At 35.2% G+C, this 19,551-nt stretch carries 13 protein-coding genes; 2 read left to right on the top strand and 11 right to left on the bottom strand.

All coding sequences use genetic code 11. From position 1 onward, the window contains the following. Nucleotides 1-4: 4 nt before the first annotated feature. The 11 genes from MR053_RS06250 to MR053_RS06200 all read right to left on the bottom strand — a co-directional run bounded on the left by MR053_RS06250 (nucleotide 5) and on the right by MR053_RS06200 (nucleotide 16,732). Nucleotides 5-1,990: a glycoside hydrolase family 97 protein gene (locus MR053_RS06250; RefSeq protein WP_242131569.1), complete on the bottom strand. Its 1,986-nt coding sequence runs from the start codon at nucleotides 1,988-1,990 to the stop codon at nucleotides 5-7. 139 nt (nucleotides 1,991-2,129) lie between these two features. Next, nucleotides 2,130-4,523 carry a hypothetical protein gene (locus MR053_RS06245; RefSeq protein ID WP_242131568.1) on the bottom strand — a complete coding sequence of 798 codons (2,394 nt, stop codon included), beginning with the start codon at nucleotides 4,521-4,523 and terminating at the stop codon, nucleotides 2,130-2,132. A gap of 245 nt (nucleotides 4,524-4,768) precedes the next feature. Next, the gene (locus MR053_RS06240) at nucleotides 4,769-6,439 is read right to left on the bottom strand and encodes a RagB/SusD family nutrient uptake outer membrane protein (RefSeq protein WP_242131567.1); all 1,671 of its coding nucleotides are present in this window, start codon (nucleotides 6,437-6,439) and stop codon (nucleotides 4,769-4,771) included. A 25-nt stretch (nucleotides 6,440-6,464) separates the two neighbouring features. Next, nucleotides 6,465-9,731, bottom strand: a complete 3,267-nt coding sequence (locus MR053_RS06235; RefSeq protein WP_242131566.1) for a SusC/RagA family TonB-linked outer membrane protein — start codon at nucleotides 9,729-9,731, stop codon at nucleotides 6,465-6,467. Between the two features lie 168 nt (nucleotides 9,732-9,899). Then, the gene (locus MR053_RS06230; protein ID WP_242131564.1) at nucleotides 9,900-11,033 is read right to left on the bottom strand and encodes a FecR family protein; all 1,134 of its coding nucleotides are present in this window, start codon (nucleotides 11,031-11,033) and stop codon (nucleotides 9,900-9,902) included. 133 nt (nucleotides 11,034-11,166) lie between these two features. After that, nucleotides 11,167-11,721 (bottom strand): RNA polymerase sigma factor, encoded by a 555-nt coding sequence (locus MR053_RS06225; RefSeq protein WP_242131563.1) that lies wholly within the window; start codon nucleotides 11,719-11,721, stop codon nucleotides 11,167-11,169. Nucleotides 11,722-11,881: 160 nt separating this feature from the next. Next, nucleotides 11,882-12,424 (bottom strand): hypothetical protein, encoded by a 543-nt coding sequence (locus MR053_RS06220; RefSeq protein ID WP_242131562.1) that lies wholly within the window; start codon nucleotides 12,422-12,424, stop codon nucleotides 11,882-11,884. Between the two features lie 202 nt (nucleotides 12,425-12,626). Next, complete coding sequence (locus MR053_RS06215; RefSeq protein WP_242131561.1) at nucleotides 12,627-13,658, bottom strand: UDP-glucose--hexose-1-phosphate uridylyltransferase; 1,032 nt, start codon at nucleotides 13,656-13,658, stop codon at nucleotides 12,627-12,629. Between the two features lie 19 nt (nucleotides 13,659-13,677). Beyond that, complete coding sequence (galK, locus tag MR053_RS06210) at nucleotides 13,678-14,826, bottom strand: galactokinase (RefSeq protein ID WP_242131560.1); 1,149 nt, start codon at nucleotides 14,824-14,826, stop codon at nucleotides 13,678-13,680. Between the two features lie 19 nt (nucleotides 14,827-14,845). Beyond that, complete coding sequence (locus MR053_RS06205) at nucleotides 14,846-15,730, bottom strand: aldose 1-epimerase (protein WP_242131559.1); 885 nt, start codon at nucleotides 15,728-15,730, stop codon at nucleotides 14,846-14,848. A 9-nt stretch (nucleotides 15,731-15,739) separates the two neighbouring features. Beyond that, nucleotides 15,740-16,732, bottom strand: a complete 993-nt coding sequence (locus MR053_RS06200; protein ID WP_255744857.1) for a GntR family transcriptional regulator — start codon at nucleotides 16,730-16,732, stop codon at nucleotides 15,740-15,742. A 186-nt stretch (nucleotides 16,733-16,918) separates the two neighbouring features. Between MR053_RS06200 and MR053_RS06195 the strand changes: the two genes are divergently transcribed. Further along, nucleotides 16,919-18,568: a sodium/sugar symporter gene (locus MR053_RS06195; protein ID WP_242131557.1), complete on the top strand. Its 1,650-nt coding sequence runs from the start codon at nucleotides 16,919-16,921 to the stop codon at nucleotides 18,566-18,568. A 115-nt stretch (nucleotides 18,569-18,683) separates the two neighbouring features. Then, nucleotides 18,684-19,550: an alpha/beta hydrolase gene (locus MR053_RS06190; RefSeq protein ID WP_242131556.1), complete on the top strand. Its 867-nt coding sequence runs from the start codon at nucleotides 18,684-18,686 to the stop codon at nucleotides 19,548-19,550. Nucleotide 19,551 lies beyond the last annotated feature (1 nt).

Raw genomic sequence — 19,551 nt, 5'->3', positions numbered from 1 at the left:
TTTCTTATTGTACTGGTTTTAACATCACTGCCAATCCACCCCCTTTTGCTAGATGAATTTGATTGTTGTAGGTATGGTCAACTATTATTTTAGATTGCTTAAAATCAATAGCTATTCTATTGGCATTCACTCCATCTTGGAATAATGTCATTTCATATTTCATCTCTTTTGGAAGAAAAGACAGATTCAATGATAAGTCCCTTTCATCCCAGTCGGTCATCCCACCAACATACCAGTTATCGCCATTTCTTCTGGCCAACAAAATATAATCTGAAACCTTAGCATCTAAAACGATGGTCTCATCCCAAACTGCTGGAATAGCTGATAAAAAAGACATACTTTCGGGTTCTTTATAATAATTACTAGGGCTGTCACATAACATTTGTAACGGACTCTCAAAACAAACATACATGGCCAATTGGTGACAACGCGTACCCAAAGCCATAGGCTTGTTCCATGCCACACCAAAGTTTTCTTCTTGTGTATTAATCATGGCTCCTGGTGTATAATCCATAGGACCAGCCACCATTCTTATGAAGGGTAAGGTAACATTATGTTCTGGGGTAATATAATTGGCCCATTTGTTATTTTCGTTACCCTTTACACCTTCTCGTGTTAACACGTTAGGATAAGTTCGTCTTAATCCCGACGGTTTATAAGATCCATGAAAATCGACCAACAATTCATGCTCCGCACAGGCCTTGGCTATACGTTCATAATAATTAACCATCCATTGATCGTCACGTTGCATAAAATCTATCTTCAATCCTTTTACACCCCACTCTTGGAATGTATCTAAAGCAGCTTCTAATTTTTGATCTAGTGAACTCCAGGTAACCCAAAGTATAAGCCCTACATTTTTTTCCTTTCCATAAGCTAGTAAAGCTTCCATGTCTATTTCTGGAACAACGCCCAATACATTTCCTAATGGGTACCAACCTTCATCTAGAATAATGTATTCCAAACCATATTGTGATGCAAAATCGATAAAATATTTATAGGTTTCGGTATTAACACCTGCCTTAAAATCCACGCCATAAATATTATTATAATTCCACCAATCCCAAGCCACTTTTCCAGGCTTTATCCATGAACAATCCTTTATTCTTGATGGTTCGGCCAACTGATAGGATAATTGATTTGTAAGCAGGTCTGCATCTGTTTTGGAGAGGGCCATGATGCGCCAAGGAAAAACCCGTGTTCCCTTGGTTTTTGCTATATAATTGGCTTTTTTGGAAACTCGAATGGTCCTATCGTCCGTCCATCGTGTATTATCCACCTTTTCTTCGAGTGCTACTGGCGGAAAAACAGCTTGCAAACTTTTACCTTCTGCTCCAGTAAGCCACATGCCCGGATAGTCTAAAAGCCCCGTTTCTGTAATCAGAAATTTGGTTTTTTCTGAATTTTCAATTAATACGGGAAGGCTACAAAGGTCATTATTTGAAAGACTATCCAATACTAAACGCTCATATAGGCGTTCGTTATGGGATTGAAATTCATCTTCTCTAGGAAAATAAACTTGATTATTATTGGTAAAATTGAATTTGGCCGTTTCAGAAGTAACAATTATATCATCTTTAAAACGTGTTTCAAATCTATAGGCCACTCCATTATCGAATGCCCTAAAAACTACTTTGTAATTGTTTTTGAATGTAAGTGATAGCTCATTAAAATTATTCCTAATTTCGGCACTCCTTACTTTTAACTCGGGGTAAAGTATGTTATCTACTTGTCTCGATTGTTTTTTTAAAAGTTTTGGATTAACCCCCAATAAGTTATCTTCATTAACGGTTAACACCAAAGTAGCCCCATCTATAATTTGTTCTTCATCTACAAAAATAGAATATGAAATCACCTCCCCAACATTAACTTCGACTACTATGGTACCATCTGGAGAATTAAGTCTTAAGTTTTTGTCCTTTGCAGATACAGCATTAAATATTAAGAACACTAAAAAGCAAAGCCCTATTTTGAAGATTGTAGTTTTCATCTGTTAATATTTATTTGTTTTAAATGTTACACTTCACTTCGACATGGCTCAGTAACCACGACTAAGCTCAGTGCAGGAATGGAATGCCCTAATTATCATTATTGGTTGGTTTGCAACTTTTGTTAATGAGCATTTCATATTATTCAGTAAATAATTCTATTCTTATTTTTTCTTTTGCAGTATCGTTTGATGACAACCATACTTCTGGTTTAAAGTCTATGTTTTCTTCATCGTATCCCATAATAAATATTTCGATACGCTTATCCTTGTAAGAAGGATCTAATGGTATGTAATACGTATAATTACTATCTCTCTTGGCGTTTACATACTCCCAAGTATTGGATGGATATGAGGCTGCCCGATCTGGAGCACCAACAAGCTTACCTCCTATTTTTGCTGCCACATAGGCTCCTTCCACACCATGCTTACCATTAAGCGCAACACTTAAATAGCTTCCATTTGGAATTTCATTTAGAATAAATTCCGATTTCCAGCTTTTAACAGCAGGCATTGCTTTTGGATGCGCAAATAAATTGGAAGCTCGCCATTTTTCACGATCTAAGGGTTTTCCATTTTTAAACCCTTCTATCTCTACAATATGTTGCGGCTGACTTCTAAACCTAAGGTATCTTATTTCTTTATGAATATCGATAATTGATTTCAAGTCGGCCAAATAGGTAATGGTTTCCCACTGTTTTAAATCTGTAGATACTTCAACGTAATTACCCTCTTCACGCAACAGTGGATGTAAGGAGAAATAATCGGGAACATGGACAATTAATTCATCGACAGCAACAACCTCTCCTAAATCAAGTCTAAAAGTTCCTTTTTTTACACGAAGGTCTATATCATATTTTTTGGAAGGCCAAAAACCAGTCGTCATATCACCATCAAACAAATTCTTATCCCAAATACCCCTATCTACAAAAGCAGGCTGTTCAAAAAAAGCGTCTCTAGCTTTCCTAACTTCTGGAATATCTGTTTCTCCCGAGCGGTACAACGAACGGACTTCCAAAGCATTATTATCGGCCGCAAACACAGTTGCCTCGTAAAGAGATTCAGCATCTTCGGGAATAACAATTTCATTAAACCCAGTTAATTTTCTATTAGCTTCATCTTTTAGCTTTTCTCCTCCAAACTTTAGTTTAACCTGTTTTCCTTGAATTAATTTTTTATTGTCTTCACCATTAATTAGGGCTGATTTGTAATCTTCATACTTATCTAGACTTACAAAAGTTTCGGTACCAGGGTTACCAATAACATCGATCAACACCGATTTGTCTTTTACATGCCTAACCACATTGAATTCTGCTCCTTTTATCAAAGGATCAGTATATAAATCTGAAGTAACCAAATACATGGCTGAACGAAAAGGCTCAACTTTTACAGGAATTTTGGCATTGTAGTTAAATGTTCCAATATATCTTTCGTTAGGGTGTACCTGAATTAGTTTAACATTTGATGCGTTTGACAATCCTATATCGCTATTTAATATCAACTGGTATTCTAGTGGTGACCAAGTTAAATTTCTGAGTGTAATAATTCTTGTTTTTTCATCACCACGGGCTACCGCATTAGGTCCATATTGTGATTCAGGCAATACCATTCCGTTTGCAAGAATATATTTGTATTTTCGATGTACATTATAGATTCTGGCCAATTTTGCAAATTCATCATCCCGTAAAAGCCAAGGATTTCCATAAATTTCTGGTGCTAGAATGAGGCTTCTGTTGAAAGCCTGTAAAATCAAATCGTCTTCCCAATAATCCAGACACGATGATAGACAGACACCATGGTCCTCAGTTAAACGCTGCAAGCCAGGCACCAAACCTCTTGAAATAGCACCCGCTCTATGATGTGGAGCTGTTACGTCGTTGGTCATAAAAACATCTATATAGGTTTCTGCTCCTCCAAATAAAAATGTTGTAGCGTAGGGTTTTCCTTTATTTAACCCTAACCTATGATTTAACAAAATTAAATCTGGGCTATATTTTCTGCTCTCCTGCATCATATGTATAAATGCATCCTCCTTTTCTGGACGTAATGGCCCACAAACCGCATCGAACTTGAACAAAGCGAAATGGTAATCACGGCAAAGACCTACCATTTGATCTATACGTGCCTTTTCCTCTTGAGGAGTATCCCCAAAACCATCAGGACCACCCCATACACCAAGACGAATACCAATATCTGTAGCCTTCTTATAAATGGAGTCCAACCCGTAAGGAAATTGATTCTTAAAGCGATCGGACGTTATACTTCCGTAAAAACGTTTGCCATCTATGGCACCAGCATCAAAAGCATAAATATCCAATTGCATGCCGTATTCCAGCTTCAACCAATTAAAGAAGTCCAAATTAATTTGGGTATGTGCTTCCGTAGCACCTTCATTGGTATTATTTATCCAAGAAAAATATTGTGCTCTCGAAGGTGTCTTTTCATCAGCTCCTGGATAAACCTTTTCTTGGGAATAAAAAATTTGAATTCCCGCCAAGATGCTAAATATTAGCAAAAGGTTTTTTGAGTTTTTCATCTGTTAATATTTATTTTTTAGTGGTCAGATGTAATGCCCAAATTATCATATCGGTTAGTTTGCAACTTTTGTTAATTGGCATTTCATAAAAACAAGTGTTTTAAAAATTTTGGAGACAAGTGTTGTCCTATTGAGGTATTCATATTCTAAGAACCCTCTTAAATTACCATTGAACCTCTACCCCGCTAAGGGGTAGAGCATCCAATTTAAGACTAACCAATCTTGGTTATAACTAACTCAATTTTTCACCAGCCTGGGTTTTGTTCCATGCCCGTCACATCAATTTCCGATTGAGGGATTGGCCACAAACCATGCTTTGCTGGGTCGAATATACGTTCACCCCATGATAATGTAACATCATTACCGTTGGCATCTTTATATGTTAATCCTTTAGGTACTCCAGGCATCACATCTTTAGCTATATCCCACCGTCTGATATCAAATAAACGCTGTCCTTCAAAAGCAAACTCTACACGTCTTTCACGCCTCACAATTTCCCTAAGCTCTGATTGGGTAAGCCCAGCAGGAATTTCAGGCATCATAACATCCGGTCTTTGCCTCACCTGATTGATCGCATCGTAAACAGAAGCATCAATAGCGTTGGCTTCTATTTTTGCTTCAGCATACATCAATAAGGCATCTGCATAGCGCATTAAAACATAATGTACACCACCGTCCCAAACATTAGATTCATCTATATCTTCTTGAGACATATATTTTAACCAGTTATAACCTGTAGCCGTTTTGTTCCATTGACCTCCCGTACCGTCTGTTAAATCGTCTCCAGGAATTATGGTTCGTCCAGGGTAAGTTGCTCCTGGTATAGTGTTATAAACACCACCTTGCCAATCGGCCCCAGGGTATAGTATAGAATATCCAAATCTTGGATCCCTATTATCATACGGATTTGCAGGATCGTATAAAGGAGAATCCTCGATGGTCATCCCATCAGTTAATTCATAAGTATCTACCAAAGTTTGCAAGGGGCAAGACACGCTCCATCCTCCTACGGAGTTCGGTCCAAAATTTAACCAGTAAAATTCACCTTCATCAACGTCTTGCTTTACCTGAACATCCAAGATCACTTCATTGTTTCCAATTCCTGCATAGGTAAAAAGATCTTTATAGCTAGGGTATAAACTATATACTCCTAAATCCATAAGCTCTTTAGATGCTGCTGCGGATTCCGTCCATTTCTCTTGCATCAATAGTATTTTGGCCTTTAAAAATAATGCTGTCCCCCTTGTTACACGACCTTTGTCGCTTCCTCCATAGGTTAAAGGCAAATCCATTTTTACTGCATCAAGTTCATCTACCAAAGCATCCAAAATAACGTTCTTATCTGTTCTCGTTGCCCCAGCTGCAGGTGTTAAACTACCATCTTCATTAATAGTAGGGGTTAGTTCCTCTGGCGAAATGCTTGCAGTTAAAAAAGGAACATCACCAAATAAGTATGTTAAATCAAAATAGAAATACGCTCGTAACACCTTGGCCTCTGCTAAAAGACGGTTTTTGTAATCGGGATCAATTTCAGCTATACCATCTACTCCTTCTAAAATCCTGTTGACCCTTTGTATCCCTTTGTAACGTTCTCTCCAACGTGCTGTTGAATAACTTTCATTGGCCCCAGCTGTACCATCTGCCAATCGGTATGCCGGATCCCAAGAATGATGATCTATAGCATCGTCGGTTACAATATCCAAACGTAACATATCGGTCCCCCGACCAAATTCACCCCAATCGTTAAACCCAAGTACATTATATACTGCATTTACTGCAAAAACCAAATCTTTCTCTTGAGTAAAAAATGTCGTTGTGGAAATAGCATCACTAGGAGATTTTTCCAAAAAAGAATCATCACAGCTTACAATGCTAATAAGCGTTAGTAAAGTAAAAATATATTTATATTGTTTCATCTTTAGTAATTTAAATTTTAGATAATTAAAATGCCAATTGCACACCAATAGTATAGGTTGATGTAGGTGGATAATACCTTACCCTACCATCATAAGTCTCTGGATCTAAGCCTGATTCTACATCAGTAATGGTAAACAGGTTTGTGGCTCCTGTGTAAATTCTAATTTTTGATAAATTGAATTTATCCAGTACTTTTTGATCAAAAGAATAACCAATTTGAATATTTTTAAGCCTCAAGTAAGATGCATCCCTTATCCAAAAGTCATTATATAAAAAATTATTTTTATTTGAAGCAGCTTCTATTCTTGGGAAGGATGCATTTGGATTATCTGGAGTCCATCTGTCCAATACTCTAGTTGTAGTGAATATCTCATATGCTGGCCCTTCGTTTGTAGCGCCGTAAAAATAGTTTTCTGCCTTTGCCACACCTTGCAAGAAGAAGTTCAAATCAAACCCTTTGTAATCTGCAGAAAAATTTAAACTGTATTCATACCTTGGGTTTGGGTTGCCAATTATAGTCCTATCATCATCATTAATCTCTCCATCACCATTAAGATCAACAAGTTTGATATCCCCTGGTTTTAACTCACTTTGATTAGGTTGGGGTGCATGATTATCTATTTCTTGTTGTGTTTGGAACAATCCATCAGACTTATATCCATAAAAAGAATTAATGGGCTCTCCTTCTTTTAAAACCGTCCAGCCATTTATTGAAAGTGGTAATCCTCCAAAATCGGTCAATTCATTTTTAATATCGGTAATATTAAAGCCAACAGCATATTTAAATTCACGATCTCTATTTCTGTAATTTAAAGAAAGCTCCCAACCTTTATTACTAACGCTACCAATATTTATCTCGGAAGATTCCAACCCTACCAAGGGCGATATAGGTAAGTTCAACAACATGTCTTTAGTCTTTTTATGGAACCAATCTGCTGTTACTCCCAATTTTCCTTTTAGCAATGAAAAATCAATTCCTATATTAGTCTGTTCTGACGTTTCCCAGGTTATATCTTCATTAGCATATGTACTTTGGGAATAGCCGTTTACTTGAACATCGTTAAAACTATAGCTGTAGTTTGTATTGATATTAGATGAAAATCTATATAATCCTATATTTTGATTTCCCAATTGCCCCCAAGACCCTCTAAACTTCAAATGGTGTATGGCGTCAATATTACCCATAAAATCTTCATTTGAAATGACCCATCCAGCAGAAAACGATGGAAAAGTACCCCACTTGTGTCCTTTGGCAAACCTCGATGACCCGTCATGGCGTATGTTGGCTTCTAACAAATATCTATCTTTAAAAGAGTAGTTGATACGCCCCAAATAAGATAATAATGCCCAGGCTTCACTAAATCCTCCATTATCTTTTGAAACAACATCGCCTGTATTCAATTCAGGTGAATCTTCATTATAGATATTTTGTCGGCTTGCCCATAAGCTATTGGCAGAGTTCTCTATACGCTCTATACCTCCAAGTAGGTTAATAGCGTGATCATCACCTAAGGTTACCCCATAATTTAATATACTTTTTAATTTATGCCTAGTCTCATCCCATCGACTTTCCAACAATTCACTTGGTGTCCATTGGTGTACCACATTGGTTAAGTCATTAGGGTCTTTAAAATCGAAACTGGCCTGAAAATCCTTATTTCTGATATTTGTCCTTAAATAGGTATAATCGGTTATCAGTTTTAAACCCTTGAGTATATTCCAATCCAGTCCTAAATTCATACTTAAAACTTCAGACACCCTTAGATCTGTTCCACTCTCCTTTAAGGCAGCCAGAGCATTGGTATTGTCCTTGTTTAAACCATAGGCACCGTTAGGGTATTGTAATACATTAACAGGAGAACTTCCAACCATAGCTGTAATGGCTTCTTCAAAACGATTTGGTTTTCTGGACTCCCTACTATTAAAATAAATATTCCCTCTTAGATTAAAAGATTCACTTAATTTAAAATCGGTATTTAATCTAGTGCCTATTCTTTCGCTACCTGTATTGTACAATAGGCCATCTTGATCTAAATAATTTACAGATAATGCTACTCTAGCCATTTCTGATCCACCCCTTATACTAATCGAATGATTTTGAACTGGAGCCGATTTAAATAGTTCATCAAACATATCGGTATAGGGATAGGCAATAGGGTCGTTACCAGAAACTGTATTTTGTATATAATCATCTGAGTATTTTTCTGGAAGTCCCGCATTTACCAAAGCCTCGTTCACCAAATTCAAATAATCCTCTGCTCCAACCAGTTCTGGTAAAGTAGCTGTTGTTTGCCACCCAGTATAACTATTAAGATTAATACTAAGCTTCCCTTCTTTTCCTCTTTTCGTAGTGATCAAGACCACACCATTAGCAGCCCTTGAACCATATATAGATGAAGAGGCAGCATCTTTTAATACAGATATGCTCTCTATATCTTGCATATTTATTTCACTAATTGGGGATTCGATCCCATCTATTAAAACTAATGGATCTGTACCTGCGGACACTGAGCCTATACCTCTAATTTTGAATCCTAATGTTTCTTCACCTGGTGCTCCTCCACGGTCTACAATAGTTAAACCAGTTGCAACACCTTGTAATGCTTGTCTGGCATCGGTCAGTGGTTTAATAGATAACTCATCACCTTTAATTGATGATACTGCGCCTGTTAAATTAGCTTTTTTTTGCGTAGCATACCCCACCACCACAACCTCATCTAGGCTTGCAGCATCTTCTAACAGCGTAATTGACATGGTTGTTTCCATTCCAACTACTACTTCTTTCGTTGCAAAACCAACAAAAGATATCACCAATACTGCGCTTTGGTCTGTTACATCTAATGTAAACTTGCCGTCAAAATCGGTTTGCGTACCATTAGTGGTTCCCTTCTCAACAATGTTTGCTCCAGGTAAAGGTTGTCCTCCAGTATCTGTTATCGTCCCAGCAATCTGTATCTTTTGTTGCTTACCAGCAATCGATTCAGGCTTTTTCGCTACTATTATTTTATTATTTTCAGTAATACTGAAATTGAAATTGTCGCCCGAAAGGGTTTCCTTCAATAATTTATTGGCTTTTATCACACCTTTTTTAAGATGCACTTTTGGAGTGCTTTTAAAAAGATCTTCCTGATAAATAAACGTGTAGTCCGTTTGCTCTCTTAACAAATCGAAAACCTCATCAATGGTTAATGTCTTATCTTCATCGATGACTATTTTAGTATTCTGTGAAAAAATATCACCTGTAGAAAAACTAAAAACAGTTGTACAAAATAAGAGTATTAAGGTTCTCATAATAATGTGTAACATTTTTTTCTTTAGCAAGAAAAAACGGTTAGTCAATTTAATTTCCATAAATTTGTGGTGTTAGTTGATTAAACATTTTTGTTTTTTTAATTAATGATTTCAAAGGGGATAAAGCAGCTACTGTCCAGGTATATGTACTTTGTTCCCTTTCTTTTTTTACTCTATAGTAATCCGTTTGTCTTTTATCTCATAGGCATTTATAAATTTTGGGGTTTTTATTGCATCTAAAATCTCTCTTATACTATCCTTTTTACTCAACACGCCGTTAAACCTTACTTCTTTTAAATCTTCTTTAATAAATTTAACTTCTACATCATACCATCGAGATAGTACAACCATAATCTCTTTTAAAGGTTTGCCCTTAAAACTGAAAAGTCCTTTTCTCCAAGCTGTTTCACTATATACATCTACTACATTAACAGCAATATTTTCATTTCCTATGCTAATAACTGATTGCTCGTTTGGTTTTAATATTTGAGATTCTATTCCATTATCAACATTCACCTTTCCTTCCACCAATGTTGTGTAGATATTATTTTCTTCTTTATAGGCCTTAATATTAAACTCTGTTCCCAATACTTCAACTCTTTGGTTTTGGTTCAATACTATAAATTTAGAACCGTTATGTTTTGCACTTGAAGAGACATCAAAATAGGCTTCTCCATAAACCAATTCTACTTCACGAGTTTCTCCTTCTACAAAAGCCTCTGGGTATTTAAGCTGTGATTCTGAATTTAACCATACTTGCGTACCATCTGCTAAAGCTATTTGAAATTGTCCGCCCCTTGGTATAGTTAAATAATTATATTTTATTTCAGATTTTATATTTCGATCAGTAGTATAAATCAATTTTTCACCATTACTACTTAAATTTTCGACCTGAAAATTTTTACCCTTTTCTAAGGCAACTACTGAGCCGTCGCTTAAAGTTAAAGTCGCCTTGTCTGTACCTATGGAAATGGGATTGTTTTCAATAACAACCTGTGGTTGATTTGGAGGGAAAAATTTTTCCTTTTGGAAGAACAAACCGAACGTGATTAAAATAGCAACTGAAGCAGCAACGGCATACTTCCAATAATGCTTTTTGGATTTATTTAATTTTAGTTTGGTTTGAATTTCAAGCCATCCCTTTTCAACATCAATAAAATCCAACTCCTTGTTATAGTTGTTTTTTACTAAATTAAAATAGTCTCTATGTCTCTGAGACTCTTCGTACCATTTTTTGAACACTTGCTTTTCTTCAGAGGTAAGTGTTCCGTTAATTTTTTTAATAATTAACTTAAATTCCATTCTCTTTCTTTATCGTTGGATTAAGATTTGATTATCTTTCTCTTAACTAAGACAAATGAATTTTAAAAATGGGTGACAAAAAAGAAAAGTTTTTTAAAAAATATAGCAAATTTCTTAAAATCAAAGACTGTTACTAGTGCATTTGTAGCAAAATTAAAATGGAAGTTACCAACTCAGTAATCTTCAATTTTGCTCTTTTTAATTGTGTCTTTACGGTGTTTACAGAAACTCCCATTTCATCCGCAATTTCTTTATATTTATAATTGTGCAAAAATTTTAACCTAACAATTTGTTGCATCTTTTCCGGTAACGAATCAACAATCTTTAATATTTGATGATAAACAATTTTCTTATCTTCATCATCAACACTATCAAAAACATGCTCTGTAATGAGATTGATATTGAATTCTAAAAATTCAATATCATCGGTAATCTTAATAGACTTTAAGTAATTCAAACATCTATTTCTCACCATAGTATATATATAACCTTTTAAAGAAGCCTTGATTTTCAACTCTGAAGCATTTTCCCATATATAAATAAACACCTCTTGAATAATGTCTTCGCTAGAATCCTTATCGAATAGATAACCATTAGCATATCGAACCAATTCTTCATAATGCTTATTAAAGAAGGTTCTAAATACCTGTTGGTTTTGTTTACTTATTTGTTCGAGAATAAGATTCATTAAATAAAAAAACCATTTTTTAGATTGAACAAATCTATAAAAAAATCAAAGATATTTAGAGTTTGTCTTTACTTAGATATTTTGACTTAAATAACATTTGTAAAAAAAACCTCCTTAAACTTTTACAGCTTAAGGAGGTTTTACTTTATTGAAATGAAATTTATTCTTCTGTCATTGTCTCTTCTTCCAGGACTTCATCCTTTTGCATTAAATGAGCTAAAAGCCCTGAAAAATCACCGTAAATTTGCTGTAACAAAATTTTTCCTTCATCATTAAAATCAAACGATTCGTAGAGTTTAATAACTCCTGATCTGGCTTCAGTAGAATCAGTTGCGGGTAATGTTACTTCCCAAGTACTATAATGCCTTACCGAACCATCTGGCTTTTTAGTGTCTGGATTTACACCTGGCAATAATACTGGTTCATTAAGCATTTTAAAATCGAAATACTCCCATGACCTTTTATCAGACGCTTTCAATTCCTCAAGAGTAATGGTGTCTTTTTTAGATCCAAACATAGTCTCTAACATGATAAAATCATCGGCATAAACCGAATAATCTAAATTTTCATCTTGCCATTGTTGCAGGTTAGCCAATACGGTTTTGGAGTTTTCTTCAAATTTAATTTGAGCTGAATTGTCGACCTTTTCTTCACATGATACAAAAAGTAATGCAATACATAAAAAAGAAAAAACTGTTTTCATAGTTAAGTGATTTTAGTGTTAAGTTAACTAAATTACAAAAAATACTAACCCCTTTCTTGTAAAGAGTTTATTTTTTAAAACTTACCTTATACAAAACCATTTATAAACCTCTTAACTTATTGTTTTAATACATCTAAAAAGCAATAAAAAAATTATAGGAATCTCAAGAAACATGATTAATGTCAATGCAAGTTGACTTTATTTAACACATTTTTATTAGGTCTTTTATTCTTTGTGCTGCAGTTTCAGCTGTAATATCCCTTTGTGGGGATCCAAACATTTCATAACCCACCATGAATTTTTTTACAGTAGCACTACGCAACAATGGTGGATAAAAACTCATGTGCCAATGCCAATGACTTTGGTCTTCTCTATTTGTTGGGGCTTGATGTATACCACTTGAATACGGAAACGAAGTATTAAACAATTTATCATAAGCCTTAGTTAAAACCGAAATGGCATCAGCATAAAGTAGAGCTTCTTCATCATTCATATCCAAGATACTCGATTGACGGGTTTTAGGTACAATCATAGCCTCAAACGGCCATACCGCCCAAAATGGAACTAACACCACAAAAGCATCGTTTTGGTAAATGATGCGTTCATTTTTTTCTAATTCCTGCTTCAAATAATCTCCTAACAAACTGCTATTGTTTTTTTTATAATAGTATAGTTGTTGGGTATTTTTTTTGTCGACTTCATTAGGCAATGTAGACTGACTCCAGATTTGTCCGTGTGGGTGCGGGTTACTACATCCCATTACAGCTCCCTTATTTTCAAATATTTGAACGTAGTTAATTAAATTATTTTCACCCAGCGCTTTATATTCCCTTTGCCACGCAAAAACCACTTTCTGAATTTCACTTGGTGTCATATCAGCCAAACTCTTGGAATGATCTGGACTAAAGCAAACCACTTTACATATACCTTTCTCACTTCTTGCCATTAATAACCCGTCTTCAACAGAAAATGAAGGTGAATCACTTTGTAAAGCCGCAAAATCGTTGGTGAAAATAAAAACGTCTTTATAATTAGGGTTCACTTCACCATTAACCCTTATATTTCCGGCACATAAATAACACGTTTCATCATAGGTTGGTCGTTTTTCATTTGATATAGCCTCATTCTGACCTTGCCATGGACGTTTAGCCCTGTGAGGTGAAACTAAAACCCACTCCCCCGTTAAAATATTGAATCGCTTATGTGAATAATCCTGTAAATCTGTATTTTTCATTTTATTAATATTTTGCAGACTACTTTACAATATGTGTCCCTTCAGATAATTCTATAAAGTAAACCGAACATGCTTTATCGAACTCTTTTTCATAAGCTTTAGATACCACATCTGCAAATGCCCTAGCCTTGGTTTTCTCAACTAGATTAATAGTACATCCACCAAAACCGCCACCCATCATTCTAGCACCCAGAACACTTTTATTTAATTTTGCCTGTTCTACTAAAAAATCAAGCTCATCACAACTTACTTTATATTGCTTTGATAATCCTTCGTGAGATCCATAAATTAAACTACCAAGTGTCTCTAAATCGTTATCTTCTAAAGCTTTAGACGCCATGATAGCTCTATTATTTTCTTGAATAACATATAAAGCTTTTTGATAGTTTTCCGGCGTTACCTTGTCCTTAACTGTTTCTAAATCAATTACTGTTGCATCCCTTAAGGCCTTAACACCTAATAATTGGGCAATACTTTCACAGGCCGAACGTCTATCGTTATAGGCACTATCAGATAAACTATGTTTTACATTAGTGTTTATTAGCATTAACTGGTGATCCTTAAAATTAATTTCATAAGGCTTAGATTGTACTGTTCTGCAATCCAATAATAAAGCATGGTCTTTCTTACCAAACATGCTGGCATATTGATCCATAATACCACACTTAACACCTACATAATTATGCTCCGCCTTTTGAGAAATTAAAATCATTTCCTCTTTGGTCAAATTCAAACCAAAAAGCTCATTAAGTCCAAACACTACACTATTTTCTAGTGCTGCCGATGACGACATTCCTGCACCACTTGGTATATCTCCCTTAAAAACGATATTGAAATTACCTACAACCTTATTCCTGTTTTGAATTTCAGCAACAACACCCAGAACATAATTTTCCCAACTACCTTCTGCCTGAGGTTTTAACTTATCCAATTCAAATTCAATATGGCCATCCATATCCAATGCATGTGCAGAAGAATACCCTGATTCGCTTTTTTGAATAGCAGCTGCAATACCCTTATCCACTGCTGCCGGAAAAACAAAGCCTTCATTATAATCTGTATGTTCTCCAATAATATTAATCCTTCCAGGTGAAAAAACAAGTAATGGTTCTATACCAAAGTTTTTTAAATAATTTTCTTTTACATCATTAATTAACTGCTCCTTCATTTTAGTTTGATTTTGTTTGTTATATTATTTTTATAAGCCATTCAATAGTATAAACTTCATTAGGTTTTAAAACCTCTAAGCCCAATTTATTGTTATAACTGTCTGATACACCGGTAGTAGGCTCAATAGCAATGGTATTGGCTTTTGGAGGCGTATATACTTGTAAAAAATTGTTATTCCCCGATGCGTTAAACTGCAGGTCATATTTAGGGGTTTTAAATAATACTTTATCAGAGTTCAAAGCCCAGCAATCATCCAACTGCTTGTTTTCAATTTTTATCGGTAGTTCAGTACTGGTTTTAGTCGTACCTGTGGTGATGTTACGGTCTCCCAAAATAATTTTACATGTACTATCCATAAGTATTTCACTCTCATAAAGATTCTCACTATGAAAATAAGGATGCCAGCCAAGTGTAAACGGAAACGCTTTTGCACTAGTATTTTTAACCGTTACTTTTAAAGCTAACGTATCTTTTCTGAACTCATATTTTATTTGAATATTAAATGTATAAGGAAAGCCTTTAGTTTCATTGATTTCATTATATTGAAGTATTATCGATACACAGTCTGCTTCAGTTTTTGATTCAACGATTTCAAAAGATTTATTGTATACCAATCCATGCAGCGCATTATTTTCTTCTTTCTGATTAGTTTCTAACTTAAAAAGCTTTCCTTTAAACATATATTCCCCATCCTTAACCCTATTGGCAAAAGGGAACAAAATGGATGATGCGTAAGTGTCATCATATGTTAATGGTGATAAATCCCGAATAATAGCATGTCCGTTGAGTGTCAATTCTTGAAGGCTTGCCCCTTGATTTAGATATATTTTAGCATATAACCCATTTTTGGTATTTTCTACCTCTATAAAATGTGATACTTTATTATAATTTATCTGGTACATTTAAAAAAGTTATAATGAATTTCTAATAATTAAACTATGGGGGTTTTCAATTCGCACTTGTTCTTTATTAAGTATCATTTCCGCAAGTCGTTTTCCCATAGCATTAAAATCTGTAGATATGGTAGTAATACCTCCTTCAACGATTTCCTTTAGTAAGGTGTCATTGTAAGATATAACCCCTACATCCTCAGCCAAAGATAGCTTCTCCTTTTTTAAGGCTTTAATGATATACAACAAACTTTTATCGTCCGGGATAATATATACATCACCAAATTTTGGAATATAATTTTTAACTGATTTAATTACTACATTTGAAAAGTTGTGGTCATCACAAAAACGCTGAAATCCCTTTAACATGCCTACAGGCTGTTTATCTTGTGGAAATACCAATACTAACTTTTCATATTTTTCTATAAGTTGGGACGCCTCTTTAAGGTTCTTATAAATTGCTTCTTCAAAATTTTGGTATATGGCAGCATATTCTGTTAAATCATCATGCACCTGATCTAAAATATACACTCTATCGGCTGGCAAAATTTTAATAACCCTATTAGTATTAGGCAAATTAGCAGGCATAATTACATAATAACTATACGCTCCTAAATTATCGTAAATAAGTTTGTCGAAAATTGATTTGTTAAAATGATGAAAAAATATATCGACATGAATATTATCGGTTAAGTGCTCCAAAAATGAATTGTACAAGTCTTCCTTAAAAGAATTCAACTCGTCAAATAACAAAAATATTTTTTGTTGCACTTCTATGTCTTCGCTTAACACATAATAGCCCTTCCCAACAATAGACTGAATAATACCCCGGTTTTTTAATTCATTAAACGCCATTAAAACCGTATCCCTTGACAATGAGTGCTTTGCTTTTACTTCATTTATCGAAGGGATTTTATCCCCTTTTTTAAGAACACCCGTAGCTATAGCATCTTCAATTGAATCAACAATTTGCTTGTATTTTGCTTTACCGATATTATTCTTAACAGATATCATATTAATTAGACAAATATACATATTTTTTAAAAAACCTACCACTACCTACCAGTATGTTTTTTTTCATTGAAATTTCAATTTTAATTTATATATTTGGCTTTCGGATTCATTTTTCATGACTGATTTTAAAAAATACTTTATTTATAAAACCATTAAAGTTTATCAAACTAAACACCACTAAAAACTATGACAACCGGATTTCACACATGGGATTATATAGTCTTCATCGCTTACGCCATTCTAATTTTAGGTGTAGGCCTATGGGTATCCAGAGACAAGAAAGGGCACCAAAAAAATGCTGAAGATTATTTTTTGGCAAGTAAATCTTTACCCTGGTGGGCCATTGGAGCATCCCTCATTGCCGCCAACATATCTGCCGAACAGTTTATTGGCATGTCCGGTTCTGGTTTTGCCTCGGGCTTGGCCATAGCATCCTATGAATGGATGGCTGCCATTACCCTTATTATAGTCGGTAAATACTTTTTGCCAATCTTTATCGAAAAGGGCCTATACACTATCCCTGAATTTGTTGAAAAACGCTTTTCCACAAACCTAAAAACCATTTTAGCTGTTTTTTGGATTGCATTATACGTATTTGTTAACCTCACAACAGTGCTTTACCTAGGGTCTCTTGCCCTTGAGACCATTATAGGTGTCCCTCTAATCTATGGCGTTATTGGTTTGGCTTTATTTGCAGCCGCTTATTCCCTTTATGGTGGTCTTTCGGCAGTGGCCTGGACTGATGTTATACAAGTGGTATTTTTGGTTTTAGGTGGACTTGTAACCACTTACCTAGCATTAAACACAGTGTCTGGGGGCGAAGGTGTTTTAGCTGGATTAAATTCCGTTTTTGAGGCAGTTCCTGAAAGATTTGAAATGATACTTGATAAATCTAATCCAGAATACAAGAACTTACCAGGCTTAGGTGTGTTGGTAGGCGGCATGTGGGTTGCCAATTTATATTATTGGGGGTTCAATCAGTATATCATTCAAAGAACTTTAGCTGCCAAGTCCTTAAGAGAGGCCCAAAAGGGTATATTGCTGGCCGCATTTTTGAAGCTTATCATACCTTTAATTGTTGTTATCCCTGGAATTGCCGCTTATGTTATTATTAACGATCCTGAATTAATGGCAAGCCTTGGGGAAATTGCAACAAGAAACATCCCATCGTTGGAACAGGCGGACAAAGCATACCCTTGGTTATTGCAGTTTTTACCAACCGGACTTAAAGGCGTGGCTTTTGCCGCATTGGCCGCTGCCATAGTATCATCTTTGGCATCGATGTTAAACTCTACATCCACCATTTTTACAATGGATATCTACAAACAGTACATCAACAAAAACGCCAGTGACAAAGCTACGGTAAACACCGGACGGATTTCTGCTTTCATTGCCCTGGTCATTGCCTGTATCATGGCACCTCTTTTGGGCAATCTAGATCAGGCATTCCAATTCATACAGGAATATACAGGGGTGGTAAGCCCTGGTATTTTGGCAGTCTTCCTATTAGGTCTGTTCTGGAAAAAGACCACGAACAAAGCCGCTATTGTTGGTGCCCTATCCTCAATACCTATTGCCATGTACTTTAAGGTTGCTCCTAAAGGCTGGTCTTCGTCACCGTTCTTTGTTGACGTTCCGTTTATGGACCAAATGGGATATACTTTATTGTTGACCATGTTGGTAATTGCCATTTACAGCTATGTACAACATAAAGGTGCTGATGATACCAAAGGCATTCCGATTACAAAAGCCCTGTTCAAAACATCACCTTTGTTTAATATAGGCTCATTTGTTGTTATGCTTATACTAACTGTATTATACGCTATGTTCTGGTAAAATTAAACCCTCTCAAAAATAACCTTTAGCCTTATAATCCTTTTATAAGGCTATTTTTTATCAATTACCATATAATCAAATAACAATAAATTGCTGGCTTTATAGTTATAAAAAAATGAAACGGATAAAATTATTCATTGTATTAATAGCTATTGCTCTACAATACTTCTCTTGTTCTAGTAATGGTGAAGGCCCTGAACCGCAAAAACTGGAATTTCAAGCAATAACTAACATCTCTTATGGCACTGATAGTAACCAAATTTATGACATCTATCTACCAGAAGGACGAACCACAAATACTAAACTAATGATTCTGGTTCATGGAGGCGGTTGGACTTCAGGGGATAAAAGTAGCATGAATTATCTTATTGAATTATATCGTGCCAATTTTCCAGATTTGGCATTGGTGAATATTAATTATAGGCTTTCGGACGAAAATAATCCCCCCTATCCCATGCAAATCAATGATATTACTTTAATCATCAATCAGTTAAAAAATAAAAAAAACGAGTATGTCATCTCAGAAAATTATGGGTTTATAGGCGTAAGTGCAGGAGGGCATTTATCACTTCTATGGAGTTATGCTTTTGACAGTCAAAATAACGTAAATATGGTTTGCAGCATTGTTGGACCAACCAATTTTACCGATTCGGCTTACCTAAATAGTACCAATCCCCAACTACAGGAACTTTTGGCAACCTATGGCAACAATCCTTCCATAGATTACTTAAAAGAAGTAAGTCCATTACATCAAGCCACAGAAACGTCACCACCTACAATTTTATTTTACGGCGGACAAGACCCCTTAATTCCAACTACTCAAGGTACCGATCTGAGAGATAAATTAAATATTTTGAATGTCGTTAATGAGTTTACTTTATATCCTGAAGCTGGACATGGTTGGGGTGATAATGAAGAAGAATTGGCTTTACTATTGGATACCTGGAACAAAATAAAAAACTTCACCCAAACCCACCTTTAAT

This window comes from Aestuariivivens marinum, from assembly GCF_022662175.1.
Classification (GTDB): domain Bacteria; phylum Bacteroidota; class Bacteroidia; order Flavobacteriales; family Flavobacteriaceae; genus Aestuariivivens; species Aestuariivivens marinum.
The sequence above is the reverse complement of the archived record's forward strand: the minus strand, read 5'-3'. Positions and strand labels throughout refer to the sequence as shown.

What these genes read in the sequence shown, in the direction of transcription:
- MR053_RS06240 (WP_242131567.1), bottom strand. Translation starts at nt 6,439, where the DNA reads ATGAAACAATATAAATATATTTTTACTTTACTAACGCTTATTAGCATT.
- MR053_RS06230 (WP_242131564.1), bottom strand. Translation starts at nt 11,033, where the DNA reads ATGGAATTTAAGTTAATTATTAAAAAAATTAACGGAACACTTACCTCT.
- MR053_RS06220 (WP_242131562.1), bottom strand. Translation starts at nt 12,424, where the DNA reads ATGAAAACAGTTTTTTCTTTTTTATGTATTGCATTACTTTTTGTATCA.
- MR053_RS06190 (WP_242131556.1), top strand. Translation starts at nt 18,684, where the DNA reads ATGAAACGGATAAAATTATTCATTGTATTAATAGCTATTGCTCTACAA.
- galK (WP_242131560.1), bottom strand. Translation starts at nt 14,826, where the DNA reads ATGAAGGAGCAGTTAATTAATGATGTAAAAGAAAATTATTTAAAAAAC.
- MR053_RS06205 (WP_242131559.1), bottom strand. Translation starts at nt 15,730, where the DNA reads ATGTACCAGATAAATTATAATAAAGTATCACATTTTATAGAGGTAGAA.
- MR053_RS06200 (WP_255744857.1), bottom strand. Translation starts at nt 16,732, where the DNA reads ATGATATCTGTTAAGAATAATATCGGTAAAGCAAAATACAAGCAAATT.
- MR053_RS06235 (WP_242131566.1), bottom strand. Translation starts at nt 9,731, where the DNA reads ATGAGAACCTTAATACTCTTATTTTGTACAACTGTTTTTAGTTTTTCT.
- MR053_RS06250 (WP_242131569.1), bottom strand. Translation starts at nt 1,990, where the DNA reads ATGAAAACTACAATCTTCAAAATAGGGCTTTGCTTTTTAGTGTTCTTA.
- MR053_RS06215 (WP_242131561.1), bottom strand. Translation starts at nt 13,658, where the DNA reads ATGAAAAATACAGATTTACAGGATTATTCACATAAGCGATTCAATATT.
- MR053_RS06195 (WP_242131557.1), top strand. Translation starts at nt 16,919, where the DNA reads ATGACAACCGGATTTCACACATGGGATTATATAGTCTTCATCGCTTAC.
- MR053_RS06245 (WP_242131568.1), bottom strand. Translation starts at nt 4,523, where the DNA reads ATGAAAAACTCAAAAAACCTTTTGCTAATATTTAGCATCTTGGCGGGA.
- MR053_RS06225 (WP_242131563.1), bottom strand. Translation starts at nt 11,721, where the DNA reads ATGAATCTTATTCTCGAACAAATAAGTAAACAAAACCAACAGGTATTT.